Source organism: Pseudomonas sp. TE3644, from assembly GCF_056278815.1.
In genome coordinates this window covers 4,299,374-4,315,727 of record NZ_JBWBQF010000001.1, presented here as the reverse complement: position 1 = coordinate 4,315,727, position 16,354 = coordinate 4,299,374, and the positions used below count along the sequence as shown (strand labels likewise).

General features: G+C 63.8%; 14 protein-coding genes. 10 read left to right on the top strand and 4 right to left on the bottom strand.

Annotation, left to right across the window (positions count from 1 at the left end; all coding sequences use genetic code 11):
• Positions 1-2: 2 nt before the first annotated feature.
• From cobN to ACZ9GA_RS18925, 3 genes are read left to right on the top strand one after another with little or no spacing between them, the layout of a single operon-like run.
• A complete protein-coding gene (cobN, locus tag ACZ9GA_RS18935; RefSeq protein ID WP_457361248.1) occupies positions 3-3,761 on the top strand; it encodes a cobaltochelatase subunit CobN in 3,759 nt (1,252 codons plus the stop codon).
• Position 3,762: 1 nt separating this feature from the next.
• Entirely contained in the window at positions 3,763-4,788 is a 1,026-nt protein-coding gene (locus tag ACZ9GA_RS18930) for a magnesium chelatase ATPase subunit I (protein ID WP_457361249.1), read from the top strand.
• Complete coding sequence (locus ACZ9GA_RS18925) at positions 4,770-5,450, top strand: vWA domain-containing protein (protein WP_457363691.1); 681 nt, start codon at positions 4,770-4,772, stop codon at positions 5,448-5,450. The genes ACZ9GA_RS18930 and ACZ9GA_RS18925 overlap by 19 nt, the downstream gene beginning before the upstream one ends.
• A gap of 787 nt (positions 5,451-6,237) precedes the next feature.
• Here ACZ9GA_RS18925 and ACZ9GA_RS18920 read toward each other — a convergent pair.
• On the bottom strand, positions 6,238-7,617 hold the full coding sequence (locus tag ACZ9GA_RS18920) for an MFS transporter (protein ID WP_457361250.1): 1,380 nt from the start codon (positions 7,615-7,617) through the stop codon (positions 6,238-6,240).
• A 345-nt stretch (positions 7,618-7,962) separates the two neighbouring features.
• Between ACZ9GA_RS18920 and ACZ9GA_RS18915 the strand changes: the two genes are divergently transcribed.
• The 6 genes from ACZ9GA_RS18915 (at position 7,963) to ACZ9GA_RS18890 (ending at position 13,680) form a co-directional block, all read left to right on the top strand.
• Entirely contained in the window at positions 7,963-10,788 is a 2,826-nt protein-coding gene (locus tag ACZ9GA_RS18915; protein WP_457361251.1) for an EAL domain-containing protein, read from the top strand.
• A gap of 78 nt (positions 10,789-10,866) precedes the next feature.
• Positions 10,867-11,157, top strand: a complete 291-nt coding sequence (locus ACZ9GA_RS18910) for a nucleotidyltransferase family protein (RefSeq protein ID WP_457361252.1) — start codon at positions 10,867-10,869, stop codon at positions 11,155-11,157.
• Positions 11,154-11,495 (top strand): HepT-like ribonuclease domain-containing protein, encoded by a 342-nt coding sequence (locus ACZ9GA_RS18905; RefSeq protein WP_457361253.1) that lies wholly within the window; start codon positions 11,154-11,156, stop codon positions 11,493-11,495. Before ACZ9GA_RS18910 ends, ACZ9GA_RS18905 begins: the two co-directional genes overlap by 4 nt.
• Before the next feature lie 25 nt (positions 11,496-11,520).
• On the top strand, positions 11,521-12,153 hold the full coding sequence (locus tag ACZ9GA_RS18900; RefSeq protein WP_457361254.1) for a CDP-alcohol phosphatidyltransferase family protein: 633 nt from the start codon (positions 11,521-11,523) through the stop codon (positions 12,151-12,153).
• The gene (locus ACZ9GA_RS18895) at positions 12,140-12,739 is read left to right on the top strand and encodes a lysophospholipid acyltransferase family protein (protein ID WP_457361255.1); all 600 of its coding nucleotides are present in this window, start codon (positions 12,140-12,142) and stop codon (positions 12,737-12,739) included. Before ACZ9GA_RS18900 ends, ACZ9GA_RS18895 begins: the two co-directional genes overlap by 14 nt.
• A complete protein-coding gene (locus ACZ9GA_RS18890) occupies positions 12,736-13,680 on the top strand; it encodes a phosphatidate cytidylyltransferase (RefSeq protein WP_457361256.1) in 945 nt (314 codons plus the stop codon). Before ACZ9GA_RS18895 ends, ACZ9GA_RS18890 begins: the two co-directional genes overlap by 4 nt.
• Positions 13,681-13,784: 104 nt before the next feature.
• Here the strand turns inward: ACZ9GA_RS18890 and ACZ9GA_RS18885 are convergent, their stop codons facing one another.
• From ACZ9GA_RS18885 to ACZ9GA_RS18875, 3 genes are all read right to left on the bottom strand, one after another.
• On the bottom strand, positions 13,785-14,024 hold the full coding sequence (locus ACZ9GA_RS18885) for a DUF3203 family protein (RefSeq protein WP_457361257.1): 240 nt from the start codon (positions 14,022-14,024) through the stop codon (positions 13,785-13,787).
• A gap of 445 nt (positions 14,025-14,469) precedes the next feature.
• Entirely contained in the window at positions 14,470-14,793 is a 324-nt protein-coding gene (locus ACZ9GA_RS18880) for a hypothetical protein (protein WP_457361258.1), read from the bottom strand.
• On the bottom strand, positions 14,783-15,502 hold the full coding sequence (locus ACZ9GA_RS18875) for a DUF4225 domain-containing protein (protein WP_457361259.1): 720 nt from the start codon (positions 15,500-15,502) through the stop codon (positions 14,783-14,785). The genes ACZ9GA_RS18880 and ACZ9GA_RS18875 overlap by 11 nt, the downstream gene beginning before the upstream one ends.
• Positions 15,503-15,758: 256 nt before the next feature.
• Here ACZ9GA_RS18875 and ACZ9GA_RS18870 point away from each other — a divergent pair, with 256 nt between their 5' ends.
• Positions 15,759-16,265 (top strand): MgtC/SapB family protein, encoded by a 507-nt coding sequence (locus tag ACZ9GA_RS18870; RefSeq protein WP_457361260.1) that lies wholly within the window; start codon positions 15,759-15,761, stop codon positions 16,263-16,265.
• Positions 16,266-16,354 lie beyond the last annotated feature (89 nt).

The window sequence follows — 16,354 nt, the reverse complement described above, 5'->3', positions numbered from 1 at the left end:
CCATGCACCTGCTGAGAACCCAGCCCGGCGGTTTTGTGCCGGACGACAGCATCGCCGACCTGGGCCAGACACCGGCCGAGCTGGTGATTCTCTGCAGCGGTGATTCGCACCTGGCGCTGCTGGCCGAAGCGGCCACGCAGTTGCCGGACGATTTCCCCACCCTGCGCCTGGCCAACCCCATGCAGGTGCAGAACCACGCCTCGGTCGACCTGTATGTCGACGAGGTGCTGCGCCACGCCAAGGTCATCCTCATTTCGCTGCACGGCGGTATTGGTTACTGGCGCTACGGCGTCGAGCAACTGGTGGCGCTGGCCGAGCGTGGCGTGCAATTGATCCTGGTGCCCGGCGACGACCGTCCCGACCCGGAGCTGAGCGGGCTGAGCACCGTCAGCACGGAGGAGGGCGAGCGCCTGTGGCACTTCCTGCGCCAGGGCGGCATGGGCAACGCGTTGTCGTTGTTCAACTGCCTGGCCAGCCGTTTTCTGGATCGTGACTATGCCTGGGCCGAGCCCCAGGCCTTGCCGCGCACCGCTATTTATCATCCGGACCAGCACAGCGCCACGCTGGACCATTGGCGCACAGCCTGGCAACCCGGCCAGGCCGTGGTGCCGCTGATTTTCTACCGCTCGCACCTGCAGGCGGCCAACACCGGCTTTGTCGATGTGTTCTGCCAGCGGCTGCAAGCGGCGGGGCTCAACCCGCTGCCTATCGCCGTCGCCAGCCTCAAGGAGGCTGGCTGCCTGAGCCAGGTCGAGGACTGGCTGGACGAGGTAAACGCCGCCGTCATCCTCAATACCACCGGCTTTGCCCAGTCCAGTCCGGAAGCCCCGCACCTGCGGCCGTTCCGCCGTGACATCCCGGTGATCCAGGCCATCTGCGCCCAGGACAACCAGCCTGGCTGGGAAGCCAGCGAGCAGGGCCTGGGCCCGCGCGACCTGGCCATGCACATCGCCTTGCCGGAGCTGGACGGGCGCATCATCAGCCGGCCCATCAGCTTCAAGGACCTGGCCTGGCGCAGCGAGCGCAGCCAGTCGGACGTGGTGTGCTACCGCGCCCACCCCGAGCGCATGGACTTTGTCGCCGAGCTGGCGCGGCGCTGGGCGGAGCTGGCGCGCCTGTCCAACCCGCAGAAGCGCATCGCCCTGATCCTGGCCAACTACCCGACTCGCGATGGCCGCATCGGCAACGGCGTGGGCCTGGACACCCCGGCCGCAGCGCTGAACATCCTCGCCGCCTTGCAACAACAGGGCTACCCGGTGCAGGACCTGCCGGCCAGTGGCACGGCCTTGATTCAGCAACTGCTGGGCGGCGTCAGCAATGACCTCGACAGCCTCGACCTGCGCCCCTGCGCCCAAAGCATGGCGATGGACGACTACCTGGCCGCCTTCGCCCGCCTGCCGCTGGCCAACCAGCAAGCGGTGCGCGAGCGCTGGGGCGAGCCGACGGCCGACCCCATGTGCCGCAGCGGCCGCATGATGGTGGCCGGCCTGCGCTTTGGCCTGACCTTCGTCGGCATCCAGCCGGCCCGCGGTTACCAGCTGGACCCCAGCGCGGTGTATCACGACCCCGACCTGGTGCCGCCCCACGGCTACCTGGCGTTCTATTTCTGGCTGCGCCATGCCTACGGCGCCGATGCCGTGGTGCACGTGGGCAAGCACGGTAACCTGGAGTGGCTGCCCGGCAAAGGCGTCGGCCTATCTGCCGAGTGCTGGCCCGATGCGCTGCTGGGGCCGATGCCCAATGTCTACCCGTTTATCGTCAACGACCCGGGCGAGGGCGCCCAGGCCAAGCGGCGCACCCAAGCGGTGATCATCGACCACCTGATGCCGCCGCTGACCCGCGCCGAAACCTATGGCCCATTGCGCGACCTGGAACGCCTGGCCGACGAGTATTACGACGCCCAGTTGCTGGACCCGCGCCGCGCCCGCGAACTGCAGCGCGAGATTCTGGCGCTGGTGCGCGACGCGCAGATTGATCGCGAATTGCAGTTGGATGCGGGCTGGGACAGTGACGACGACGCTGCCTTGTGGCTGCCGCGCCTGGACACTTACCTGTGTGACTTGAAGGAGTCGCAGATCCGCGACGGCCTGCACATCTTCGGCGAGTCGCCCAGCGGCCGCCTGCGCATCGACACCCTGGCCGCGCTGCTGCGCATCCCCCGTGGCGACGGGTGCGGTGCCCATGCCAGCCTGATCCGTGCGCTGGGCCGGGCGCTGCAATTGGCTTTTGATCCGCTGGATTGCGACTTGGGCGAGGCCTGGCAAGGGCCGCGTCCCGAGTGCCTGCTGGAGGTCAGCGCCGACACCTGGCGCACGGCGGGCGACACCCGCGAACGGCTGGAGCTTTACGCCGCGCAACTGATTGAACAGACCTTGAGTCATTCGACCGCCACTGGCTGGGAAGATGTCGACCTGATCCTCGACGGCCTGCGCGACACCGTCGCACCGCGCCTGGACGCCTGCGGCCCGGCCGAAATCGATGGCCTGCTGGCGGCTTTAGGCGGCCGCTTCGTGCCTGCCGGCGCCAGTGGCGCGCCCAGCCGTGGGCGCCTGGACGTGCTGCCCACCGGGCGCAACTTTTTCTCGGTGGACGTGCGCAACCTGCCCACTACCACGGCGTGGCGTATCGGTTTCGCCTCGGCCAACCTGATTCTGGAACGCCACCTGCAAGACCACGGCGATCATTTGCGCCAGCTGGGCCTGTCGGTATGGGGCACCGCCACCATGCGTACTGGCGGCGACGATATCGCCCAGGCCATGGCCCTGATGGGCGTGCGCCCGGTGTGGGCCACCGGCAGTCAGCGGGTCGACGATTTCGAGATTCTGCCCATCAGCCTGCTCGACCGCCCACGGGTGGACGTGACCTTGCGCGTGTCCGGCTTCTTCCGCGATGCCTTCGCCAACCTGCTGCGCCTGTTCGACGCGGCGGTGCAGGCAGTGGCCGCGCTGGACGAGCCCGACGACCTCAACCCGCTGGCCGCCAAGGTGCGCGCTGAGCGCGAGGCCCTGCTGGCCCAGGGCGTTGCGCCGGAGCAGGCCGCCCGTGAAGCGGGATGGCGCATTTTCGGCGCCAAGCCCGGCAGCTACGGCGCCGGGGTGCAGGGCGCCATCGACGGTCGCCTGTGGCAAACCCGCGAAGACCTGGCCCAGGCCTACCTGAACTGGGGCGGCTACGCCTACGGCGCCAGCGACGACGGCACCCCGGCGCGTACTCAGTTCGCCCAGCGCCTGGGCCAGATGCAGGCGGTGGTGCAGAACCAGGACAACCGCGAGCACGACCTGCTCGATTCCAACGACTATTATCAGTTCCAGGGCGGCATGCTCGCCGCGGCCGAGACCCTGGCCGGCAAGCCTGCCGCCAGCTACCACGGCGACCACAGCCAACCGGATGTGCCGCGGGTACGCACCCTCAAGGAAGAGCTCAACCGCGTGGTCCGTGCCCGCGCCGTGAACCCCAAGTGGATCGACGGCGCCAAGCGCCACGGTTATAAAGGCGCGTTCGAGTTGGCGGCGACGGTGGACAACCTGTTCGCCTTCGACGCCACCACCCATTTGATCGACGACCACCAGTACGCCATGCTCGCCGATGCCTACGTACTGGACGCCGACACCCGAGGTTTCATGCAGCAGCACAACCCCCACGCCCTGCGTGATATCACCGAGCGCCTGATCGAGGCGCAGCAGCGTGGCCTGTGGGGCGAGCCGGGCGAATATCGCCAGGCCCTGGAAGAACTGCTGCTGGATATAGAAGAAGATGCCTGACATGCGCGATACCCCGCATTTCCCCTTGGCGGCCGTAGTGGGCGCCGACTCGCTGAAGCTTGCCCTGTGCCTGAGCGCCATTGACCCGAAGATCGGCGGCGTGCTGATCGAAGGCCCGCGCGGCATGGCCAAGAGCACTTTGGCCCGTGGCCTGGCCGATTTGCTGGCCAGTGGTCAGTTCGTCACCTTGCCCTTGGGCACCACGGAGGAACGGCTGGTCGGCACCCTGGACCTGCAGGCCGCGCTGGGCGAGGGCCGTGCGCAGTTCTCGCCGGGCGTGCTGGCCAAGGCGGACGGCGGCGTGCTGTATGTCGACGAGGTCAATCTGCTGCCGGATCACCTGGTGGACTTGCTGCTGGACGTGGCCGCCAGCGGCGTCAACCGGGTCGAGCGTGACGGCATTTCCCACCGCCACAGCGCCCGTTTCGTACTGATCGGCACCATGAACCCGGAGGAGGGCGAGCTGCGTCCGCAATTGCTCGACCGCTTCGGCCTCAACGTGGCGCTGGACAGCCAGCCGCAGCCGCAGGAACGCAACCAGATCATCCGCCGTCGCTTGGCGTTCGATGCCGATCCCCACGGCTTCTGCGAAGAATGGGCCAGTCGCCAGGACGATCTGCGCCAGCGCTGCCAGCTGGCGCGTGACGTGCTGGAGGAAGTGCCGCTGGACGATGAGGCGCTGGCCATCATCACCCAGCGTTGCTTTGCCGCGGGCGTCGACGGTCTGCGGGCCGACCTGGTGTGGCTGCGTGCCGCCCGTGCCCATGCCGCCTGGCGTGGGGCGTTGGCCATCGAGGCGGTGGATATCGACGCGGTGGATATCGACGCGGTGGCGGAGTTCGCCCTGCGTCACCGCCGTCGCCACAGCCCCGACGCCCCGGAGGCGCCACAGCCTCCGGCGGCTGCCGAGCAGCCTTCGCGGGCTTCCGAGCCTTCAAGCGCCGAAGGCCAGTGGGGCAGCTTGCCGCCCCAGGCGGCGCCCATGGGGCAACGGCGTGAAGTGCCGAGCTGGCCAAAAAAGCCCTGAGCATCCGCCCCCGCCCCGGCGCGGGTGCCAAACCCAAGGCCGGGCAACAACAAGGGCGCCGCGGCGCTGCGCGTGCCAGTAGTGTGGGCACGGTGGATTGGGCGGCGACCTTGCTGCAGGGGCGGCCGCGTCATTTGCAGGATTTACGTTGGCAACTGCGACGCGCCAGTGCCCATGAGTTGTGGCTGGTGATTGTCGATGCTTCGGCTTCGACCAGGCGGCATCAGGCGTTGGCGGATGCCAAGGGGTTGTTGGCTGAGTTGTTTGACCAGGCGTATCGGCGGCGGGCGCGGTTGGCGTTGTTGACGGCCAGTGGCGATCAGCCCCGTTGGCAGCGGCATGGGCTCAAGGCCTCGCAGGCTTTGCAGCCTTGGCTGCAGCAGTTGGGGGCCGGTGGCGGTACGCCTTTGGTGGCGGCGTTGGAGGAGGCTGGGCAGTGGTTGGCGCAGCGGGCCAAGGCGCATCCGCATGAGGTGCGTCGGTGTCTGGTTATTACGGATGGCCGCATCAAGGCGGCGACTGCCGTTGTGCCGTTGCCGTGTCCGGCGGTGCTGATTGATGTGGAGCGGGGGGGGATTCGTTTGGGGCGGGCCAGGGCGCTGGCGGACGAGTTAGGTGCCGAGTATCGTCATATAGACAGTTTGCCGGGAGCTGGGCGATAGGTACTTATCCCGCTGAGCAAGGTTTTTGGCGCGCCGCGAACCGCTTTTGCTTCCGTGAGGCCTTTGATCTTGATTGTGTGCCCCCGTTAGAGCCCAGGGCCGACCGGAGACGTCGGTCAAGCGGCCTTCAGCGTAGCTGAAGGAGACGGAACCGGAGGCGCTTCTATTCCGGGCCGTCGTCCGCTTGATCGACGTCGGAGGGAGGGGACCCGGAGCGAAGCGTAGGGACCGGGCTCGGGGGCAAGACCTTTTTGGTTACTTTTTGGGGCGTTTGCCAAAAAGTGACCCGCCGTAAGGGCGGAAAGGTGACTGCGCATCACCCTAGATAATGGATATGTTCACGATTTACGGATCCTGCTTTTGATGGCTGTGAGCATATCCATTGCTGCGGGTGTGTCGACCGACGGTTCCGGCCTTACGCCGGGTCACTTTTGGCAGTCGCCCGGTGTGCCGGCCCAGCCAAAAGTAACCAAAAGGTCTCGGCCCCAGCTCGGCCCCTACGCTGCGCTTCGGGTCCCCTCCCTCCGGCGTTGCCCACGCGGCTAAACGGCACCCGCTATAGAAGCGGGCGGGCTGCCGTTTCCTTCGGCTGCGCCGAAGGGCCCTGCGGGCAGCCGCGTGGGCAACGCCTCCAGTCGGGCCTGAGCTTAACGGGGCCAAGATCAAGATCAAGATCAAGATCAAGATCAAGATCAAGATCAAAAGCCAAATCAGCCGCATGATGTGCAGGCAATAAAAAGCCCCGGGGTCATCAGGAGCCCGGGGCTTTTTGTATTGCGCCTACGGCTTATTTAACCGCCTGCGTCCTCATCTGCAGATAATCCTTCTCATCCATCGCCTTCGCATCACGCTTGCCCAGATCAGCCATCGGAATCCGATAGGTTTCCTTCGCGCTATAGGCAGCCAGCGCAGCAATCACCGTGATACCGAACGCCAAAGCGCCAACGGTCATCGGGATGTTGTCCGAGCCGGGTGGAGCGATGGCGGCGAACAGGGCCGGCAGCAGCGCGGTGATCATGGTGCCCACGTTCTGCGAGATGGCCATGGCCGACACGCGGTAGCGGGTCTGGAACAGCTCCGGGTAGAAGCTTGGGAAGATGGCGTTGTAGCCCTGGTACACCACGCCCCACATCAGCAGCGACATGCCAAACGCCATGGGCACGCTGTGGATGCTGATCGCATACAAGTAACCGAAAGCCAGCAGGCCCGAGCCCAGCGCGCCACCGATGATCATCGGACGACGGCCCACCTTGTCAGACCAGTTGCCCACGAACGGAATCACCAGCACCGCGACGATGTTGCCGATCACCGGGATCCACAGGTACACGCTCTTCGAGAAGCCGATGCCGTAGGCCGGCTGCACCGCGTACGCGGCACCGAAGATGGTAGCGACTACCGGGATCACGTTCATCAGCGCCATGCAGGTCACCAGGCACATGTTGCGCCAGTTGTTCTGGAAGGCTTCGACGATAGGCGCCTTGGGCAGTTCGGTGCTGGCTTCTTCCTTGACGAAGGCCGGGGTCTCGTGGACTTCCTTACGGATGATGTAACCGGCGACCAGCACGATGGCGCTGAGCAGGAACGGAATGCGCCAGCCCCAGCTGTTGAAGGCCTCGTCAGGCATGAAGTACGCCAGTGGCAGGAAGATCGCCGCAGCGAAGATCTGGCCGGCCTGCACGCCTTGCAAGGTGTAGCTGGCGTAGTAGCCCCTTCTGCCGAAGGGCGCATGCTCCATGATCATGGAACTGGCCCCCGAGATTTCACCGGCCACCGCGAAGCCCTGGATCAGGCGCAGCACCACCAGCATTGCAGGTGCCAGCATGCCGACCTGGTTGTAGGTAGGCAGCAGGCCCACCGCCATGGTGGCGAAGCCCATCAGGAACATGCACAGCAGCAATACGTTTTTACGACCGCGGGTGTCACCCCAGTGGCCGAGGAACGCGGCACCGATGGGACGGGCGATGTAACCCACGCCATAGGTAGCCAGCGAGGCGACAATAGCGATTTTGGGGTCGGTGGACGGGAAGAAGATTTGCGGGAATATCAGCGCCGCAGCCTGGGCGTAGATGAAGAAGTCATAGTATTCGAGCGCCGAGCCAATCCAGCCGCTGGCGGTCGCTTTTTTGGTTTGCTGAGAGCCGTGGGACTCGGTGGATACTTGATCCATGGGTGTCTCCGTTGTTTTTATTATCGAGCGATATTTGTTTTTTTAACGCTTACAGTCGGCGGTCGAAACCAAAACTAACTGGATAGTTAACAAATATCAGCCCTACGTGATCTATGTCAATACGGCGCCGGCCCGGCCGGTGCGAACCTGTGCGATTGTCGGTCATTATTATGACATCACTGAAAAAGTTTAGGCGGAAAAAAGCGCGATGGTTGCGTCTAACGCAATGCTTTTCGATCCGTCGGTCAAGCAGATGTTGCATCCAATGGTGGCACCGCGCTATATCTTCGGCCGGGCCTGCCGATATAGAGGTTCTGCGAGTGTCCGTCCTGCTGGAGCACCTTCTTGAATTTCCCCCATTTGCCCGATGATTCACGTGTGCCGCCTGGTAATGATTCGGCGGGCGCCTCGATCGATGCAGTTCTGGCAGCAGCACGTGACTGGCCCAAGGCGTGCGCGTGGGTCTGGTACCGTGACGGCGAACCGCTGCACCGCGCCGCCCAGGGTGGTGCGTTTTGCCACTGGCCGGCCAGCCTGGCGAAACGCGATTTCGACGGCTTCTGCCATGCCGAGGGCTTGCACCGCTGGCCCACGGGGGAGGGGGAGCATGCGCTCGGCTGGTTGTTGGCGGCGCGCAGCGAAGCGCACAACCTGCAATTGACGCAACTGGCCAGCGACCTGGGCGTGCGTGTGCAGAGCGAGGCGCTGGCGCGGGCGCAAATCACCCAGCGGGTGCTGTATGAGATCACCTACCTGGCCAGTTCCAGCCGCGACTGCGCCGAGTTCCTCCAGGGCGTGCATCGGCAGTTGGGCACGCTGATCGATGCCGAGAACTTCTACCTGGCGTTATACGACCGCCAGACCGGCAAGATCGACTACCCCTATTACGTCGACATCATCGACACCGACGCCCTGGAAGCCGAGGCCCACGAGTACCTGGACCCCGCGCGGCTGTCCCTGACCGGTCAAGTGCTGACCAGCGGCCAGCCGCTGATGATCGACGCCAGCGGCATGCGCCGCGCCGAACAGGAAGGGCGTTTCTCCCCGCTGGGGCACCGGCCTGAATTCTGGATGGGCGCGCCGCTCAAAAATGCCGCGGATGAGGTATTCGGCATGCTCGCCATGCAGGTCTATGAAGTGTCGCGCATCTACAGCGCCGAAGACCGCGAGCTGTTCCTGGTGGTGGCACGTCACGTGGCCATGGCGCTGGACCGCATTCTGCACCGCTTCGACCTGGAGGAAACCGTGTCGCGGCGTACCCAGGAACTGTCCGAGCTCAACAACGCCCTGCGCCTGGAAGTGATCGAGCGCGAGCGCGCCGAGCACCTGCACAGCGCGCTGTTCCAGATCGCCGAGCTGTCCAGCCAGCAGGGCGAAATGGCCGAGCTGTTCCAGAGCCTGCACATCATCGTCGGCGACCTGCTGTTCGCCCGCAACTTTTACATCGCCCTGTTCGACGTGATGACCGGGGAGGTGACCTTCCCTTATTACATCGACGAACAGAGCGCCGCCCGCCCCGCGCCACGGCGTGGCCAACGGGGCCTGACCGAATACGTGATCCGCCAGCGCCGCCCCTGCCTGATCGACTACGACGCTGCCAACGCGCTGATGGCCAGCGGCGAGATCGCCAATAACCCTGAGCCGATCCGCTCGCAGTCCTGGCTGGGCATCCCGCTGTTCGAAGGCACCCAAGTGCGTGGGGTGCTGGTGGTGCAGAGCTATGCACCCACCATCCGCTACAGCCAGCGCGACCAGGAGCTGCTGACCTTCGTGTCGCGGCACATCGACACCGCGCTGTCGCGGCGCAGTGCCGCGGAGGCGGTGCAGGCCGCCAACCTGATGCTGGAAGCGCGGGTGCAAAGCCGCACCCGCGAACTGGACCATGCCAACGCCAAGCTGCTGCATGAAAACGCCCACGACGCGTTGACCGGGCTGCCTAACCGCAGTCATTTGCAGCAGCGATTGCAGTCGGCCTGGGGGCAATTCTGTGAGTATCATCAGCCGCTGGTGGTGATGTTCATCGATCTGGACCGCTTCAAGATGGTCAACGACAGCCTGGGTCATCACTTCGGTGACTTGCTGCTGACCCAGGCAGCCACACGCCTGCGCAACTGCCTGCGCGCCGATGACCTGCTGGCCCGCCTGGGCGGCGACGAATTCGCGGTGCTGGCGCCGGACGCCGACCTGGACGCAGCCGTGGAGATCGCCGAACGCATCCTGCTGGCCTTCGACCTGCCGTTCACCATCGATGGCCATGCCGTGTTCTCGTCCTGCAGCATCGGCATCGTCAGCGCCGACACCCAGTTCCACGTCGAGCCGGCCGACCTGTTGCGCGACGCCGACACGGCCATGTACCGGGTCAAGAACGCCGGTCGGGACAGCTTCGCCGTGTTCAACCAGCAAGTGCGCCGCGAAGTCAGCGACCAGATGGAGCGTGAAGGCGCCTTGCGCAACGCCCTCAAGCGCGATGACGAACTGCTGCCGTTTTTCCAGCCCATCGTCAGCGTCGAAACCGGTGCGGTGGTGGCGCTCGAAGCACTGATCCGCTGGCGCCAGGCGGACGGCCGCATCACCGCCCCGGGTGAGTTCCTGCCGGCGCTGGAAGGCCTGCGCCTGATCGGCCGCCTGGACCTGTACATGCTCAACCGCATTGCCGAAATCCTCGCCCGCCCCGAACACGCGCATTGGCCGCCGGTGCACGTCAACTGCTCGAGCTACAGCATCACCCGGCCCGAATTTGCCAGTGAAGTGCTGGCCCTGCTGCAACGCCACGGCATCGGCGCCCATCGCCTGTGCCTGGAACTGACCGAGGGCGGCCTGGTGGCCGAGCCGGCGCGGGCCCGGCAGACCATGCAGCAACTGGCCGACCATGGCCTGAGCGTAATGCTCGATGACTTCGGCGCCGGGTTCTCGTCGCTCAGTTACGTGCACCAGTACACCTTCAGTGGCTTGAAGATCGACAAGTCGTTCATCCTCGAACTGACCACCAGCGAGCGCAGCCGCGCGATTGTGCGGGCCATCGTGCGCATGGCCGATTCGCTGGGCTTGCCGGTGGTGGCCGAAGGGGTGGAGGACGAGGCGACGCTGGGGTTGTTGCGTGAGATGGGGGCTTCGCAGGCGCAGGGGTATTATTTTGCGCGGCCGATGGCGATGGAAAATCTGGTCCTGTAGCCGCGGCTACGGGGGGGCGATGTTGAGCCCCAGTCTCTCTGATAGACTGTCCTGGCCGACTCTGTGAAGGATTTGCCCATGCGCCCCTCGATTGCTTTGCACAATAAGGAAGCCGCCATCCGCGAAGTGGTGGGTCGGTTCCGCACCGCAAATCCGCGGATTTTCGGGTCGGTGCTGCAAGGCACGGATGAGGAGGGCAGTGACCTTGATCTGCTGGTGGACGCCCTGCCGGGTGCGACACTTTTCGATCTGGGGGGCCTGCAAGCCGAGTTGGAAGATTTGCTGGGGATAAGCGTTGATGTGTTGACGCCCCAGGATCTGCCTGTGCGTTTCAGGCAACAGGTAGTGGCTCAGGCCAGACCGGTATGACTGAGCAGCGTCTTGCCGATTATCTGGTGCATATACGCGATGCGGCTCAGGATGCATTGACATTTGTGGAAGGGCTAGACAAAACCGACTTTCTTGACGACAAGCGTACGCAGCAGGCCGTCGTCATGAGTTTGATCATTCTTGGCGAAGCTTCGACGAAAATCATGGATCGGTATCCAGCGTTTGCTCAAGCTCATTCGCAGGTTCCCTGGCGCAGCATGAGAAACATGCGGAACAGAATTGCTCACGGTTATTTTGATATCAACCTCGATGTGGTGTGGGACACTGTGAGGCTCGCACTCCCGGACTTGCTGGTGAACCTACCTTCACTGGACTAGCTATTTCCCCTACAGAGCACCTTTCATGGAAGAAAACCGCCGCCCCATCAAGACCCGCTCCGCGGCCTGGGCCAAGCGCATCACCGACCTCCTGGTCACCCGCAACATCTCCCCCAACCAGATCTCCGTCGCCAGCATCGGCTTTGCGCTGTTCGGCGCTGTAGCGCTCAACGCCAGCACCGGTGTCATCGGCTCGCTGCTGTGCATCCTGGGTATCCAGCTACGCTTGCTGTGCAACCTGTTCGACGGCATGGTCGCCATCGAAGGCGGCAAGAAGTCCGACGTAGGCATGCTGTACAACGAGTTCCCCGACCGCATCGCCGACAGCCTGCTGATCGTCGGCCTGGGCTATGCCATCGGTCAGCCCGAACTGGGCTGGTTCGCCGCGCTGCTGGCGGCGCTCACCGCCTACGTGCGGGTGTTCGGCGGCTCGCTGGGGTTGGCACAAAGTTTTCGCGGGCCCATGGCCAAGCAGCACCGCATGGCGGTGATGACCGGCGGGCTGGTGTTGAACCTGCTGGAGTCGCTGACCCTGGGCAGCTTTTACGTGTTGTCGCTGACCTTGTGGGCCATCGCCGTGGGGTCGGCGCTGACCTGTGTCACCCGCACCCAGGGCATCGCTCGCCAATTGAAGGAGGCGACTCATGTGGATCAGTAAGCTGCTGATCGGTTTCCTGCGCCTGCTGATCGGCGCCAGCGCCCGGTGGGAAAGCCCGCCGGACCTCAGCCGTCAGCGCATCTATTACGCCAACCACACCAGCCACATGGACACCCTGGCGATCATGGCGGCGCTGCCGGCCGAGGCACGGGTCAACGTCAAACCGGTGGCGGCAGCCGATTACTGGGGCAAGACGCCGTTTCGTTCGTACATCGCCCTCAAGGGGCTGAACGCGGTATTGATCGAACGCAATGCAGCCCCCGGCGCAAACGTCCTGGAACCGATTTTCGAGGTGGTGCAGGCCGGCCACTCGATCATTATCTTCCCCGAAGGCACGCGCTCGGCCCAGCCATTGCCGGCCGAGTTCAAGTCGGGGCTGTACCGGTTGAGCGAACGCTTCCCCGACGTTGACCTGGTGCCCATCTACCTGGAAAACCTGCACCGCGCCATGCCCAAGGGCAAGCATGTGCCACTGCCGATCCTGTGCACCATCCGCATCGGTGACCCGCTGCCGCGCATCGACGACGAAGACAAACCGACCTTTCTGGCCCGTGCCCGGGAAGCCATCGTGAGGCTGGCGCAATGACCCTTCAAGACAAGTTCATGTGGTTTTTCGCCGCCATCGCCGGCCTGCTGGTGATCGCCTCGGCCATCGGCTGGGTGCTGGCCCGCCGCGTTACTTCCGACAGTGGCAAGGCCACCGTCGACAACCTCAACCAGCGCGTCAACGCCTGGTGGGGCATGGTGGTGGTGTTTTTCGTGTCGTATCAGCTGGGCGGCAACGCCACGGTGGTGCTGTTCGCCTTCATCTCGCTGTTCGCCCTGCGCGAATTCATCACCCTGACGCCAACGCGGCGGGGCGACCATAACGCGCTGTTCGCCGCATTTTTCGTCCTGATTCCACTGCAATACATCCTGATCGGCACCCACTGGTATTCGATGTTCACCCTGCTGGTGCCGGTGTACGCCTTCCTGCTGCTGCCGGCGATTGCGGTGCTGAGTCAGGACACCGAAGCCTTCATGGAGCGCACCGCGAAAATCCAGTGGGGCGTGATGATCTGTGTCTACTGCATCAGCCACGCGCCGGCGCTGCTGTTGCTGGACCTCAAGGGCTTTCAGGGGCAGAACGCGCTGCTGCTGTTCTACCTGATGTTTGTGGTGCAGATCAGTGACGTGCTGCAGTACGTGTTTGGCAAGCTGTTCGGCAAGCGCAAGGTGGCGCCGCTGGTCAGCCCCTCAAAAACCGTGGAAGGGCTGGTAGGCGGTGGCCTGGCTGCGACGCTGGTGGGCGGGTGCATGTTCTGGATGACGCCGTTCAACTTCTGGCAGTCGTTGCTGATGTCTTTGGTGATCGTGGTGATGGGCTTTGTCGGCGGGCTGGTAATGTCGGCCATCAAGCGCAGCCTCAGCGCCAAGGACTGGGGCACCATGATCAAGGGGCACGGCGGCATGCTCGATCGCATGGATTCGGTGTGCTTTGCCGCGCCGATCTTCTTCCACCTGACGCGCTACTGTTTCTCTGCCTGAACCCTACCGTAACCATCGCGACCAAGGTCGGCTCCTAAGCCGTACGTGGTAGGAGCCGGCCTTGGCCGCGATGCAGGCAACACGGTCTCAAGGCAGCACCCAGGTCAGATGATCGAACCCGGCACGCTGGTCTTGATGTGATGGCGGCCATCCACGGCCCCGGCCACGGTCAGGGCATCGGCCTCGGCTTCGGTGATCGGCACGCGATGGCCGTTGAGTTCGGCAATCGACATGCGCAGTTGATCGTCAGTGCTGATACGGATATCGGCCGCAGCGCCTTCGCAGCGCATGTCCTGCTCGACCAGTATGCAGCGTTGGGTCTGGGTGTTGATTTCCACGGGCATGACTCCTCTCCCTTGCAGGGACTGTGCAGGGTTAGACAACAGCAGTGCGCCCAGCCCCCACCCAACTGATCAACGGTGCCCCTTGTCGATCGCGTCGCCTGCATCGCGGCCAAGGCCGGCTCCTACCACGCCCGGCGTAGGAGCCGACCTTGGTCGCGATGCAGACGACGCCATTTCAAGACAGGATGCGCGTATAGCCAATGGCTTACACGCTTTGCCAGCAATCACCTCTGTTGCATTCCCGCCTGCAGGCATAATCTAGCCCTACAGATGAAGCACAGGCAGTGCTTCAGTCACGGAAGACAGGCCAGCACGGACGCGCTCTGACAGGACGTTGGAAGGCCATCAAAGAACCCGCTTCGGCGGGTTTTTTATTGGCTGGGCAAAAGCGTGTCTCGGCGGGCCAGTGCAGCCTACGGCAGCTGTCGCCTTAAACGGAGGGGCCTCATCCCTTGAAGGGAAACAAGCGGCGCTTTTCCGTACCCGGTAGGCAGCTTCCCTGGAAAAATATGCTGATAAAGGCAATCCACTTGATTAATTCATTGGATTGCAGGCATTCCCAAGGTGCACTGAAGAATAGGGGTGTGCCGGTATTTGATATTTTTAGCTGCGATGCACCCCATATCAGCATGACGGCAAAGCAGAGAATAAAGGCTTTCATCGTCAGCTTCGGACCGGAAAAGAAGTCTCCTACTGCACGGCAGGCGAGATACCCTGTTAGGGACACCAAAACAAAGAGTATTGCTGCGACGTATTGGTTAGTTGCCATTTTTGGCTGCCTCGTGCATGGAACTCAATGTCAAAGTCCCAGAGATCGCGTCAGTCGCCAGCGTAGAGATTCTGGAAGTCTTGTAAGCCCTGACGTAATCAGAATGCACGTACCGGAATAATCGCCACGCTTCAGGCCTCACCAAGAGCCTTCCGGCCCCATATATGGACATCCCAACATCCACCGCACCATACGCCATATCCCCTTCAAAGCTGCCAGCCCCCATAAATCGTGCCGCACTGTGATAAGCCCTGCGCACCGGACCTTGAGTATCCGATTGTCCTCTTACCAGATCTATGCCGTTCTCGTAGACGTTGTTGGCACCATGGAGCATCAAAGGAATTCCAAAGGTTGGGCACAGCCACCCCACTGATCCATAGCAAATGCCGGCGCCGGCACCGATCTGAAATGCACCTGCCAGCGCTCCAACACCCTTGAGGGCGATGACCTTCGACTGCGCAAACAGATTCTTCTGCTCATCCTCCAGCACCTTCAACCCCTGCCTCGGCGACAACCTGGCCTCCTTCACCTGTCGAACAACATCGCCCACATACTCGGCAATCTCCCGGTCAAACCCCGACCGCACGGTGGTGTCTTTGATGTGCTGCCTGCTCAGGGCGCACGCCTGGGAGGCAAGCAGACGCCCGGCGTGCGCAAGGTCCAGGCAGTCGCAGGTGGAGCGTTTGTGTGGGTCTATCAAAGGGCGCATGGGTAGGGTTCCCGTCCGGTGGGGTGAACGGGGCAGGGTAGGGATTCACCTCGGGGCGGCGAAACAGGCCATTTCCGGCGAATGTGTAGGAAATTTCTGAGCGCCCGTAGCCGCTGCCGTCAGGCTGCGCTGGCCCTATGCCGCACTGGAGATCTTCAGCGAACGTCAGGGCCAGCGCAGCCTTCGGCAGCGGCTACACGGCACTCACTCACGTGGCCAAGGTCGAACGCTCAATCCCCTAGCAAAGGCCCTCCCCATGAACGCCTGGTGGCAAGAAGCGCTGGACACCCTGCAAGCCGAATTCGCCGACATCACCGACGCCTCCCAGCTCACCCGCGTGGCCGTGCGCCTGCTGATGGCCGGACTGCTGGGCGGCATTCTGGGGTTTGAGCGCGAGCACCAGGGCAAGGCCGCCGGGGTGCGCACGCATATGCTGGTGTCGCTGGGCGCGGCGCTGTTCATTCTGGTGCCGCAGATGGCCGGCGCCGATCCGGCGGCGATCAGCCGGGTGGTGCAGGGGCTGGTGGCGGGGATCGGTTTTTTGGGCGCTGGGACCATTCTCAAAGGGCATGCCGAGGATGCCCATCACGTGAAAGGCCTGACCACGGCTGCGGGGTTGTGGATGACGGCGGCCATTGGCGTGGCGGCGGGGATGGGGCGCGAGGCCACGGCGGTGCTCAGCACGCTGATGGCGCTGGGGGTGTTGGCGGTGATGCCGATGGTGGTGGGGCGGTTCGAAGACAAGCCACCCCGCGATCAATAGCAGCGACAACCCCCGTCCTTGTGGGACCGGGCGAAGCTCGGGAAGCAAACGACTCGATTACCGTGCTGGCCTCTTCCCGAGCTTCGCCC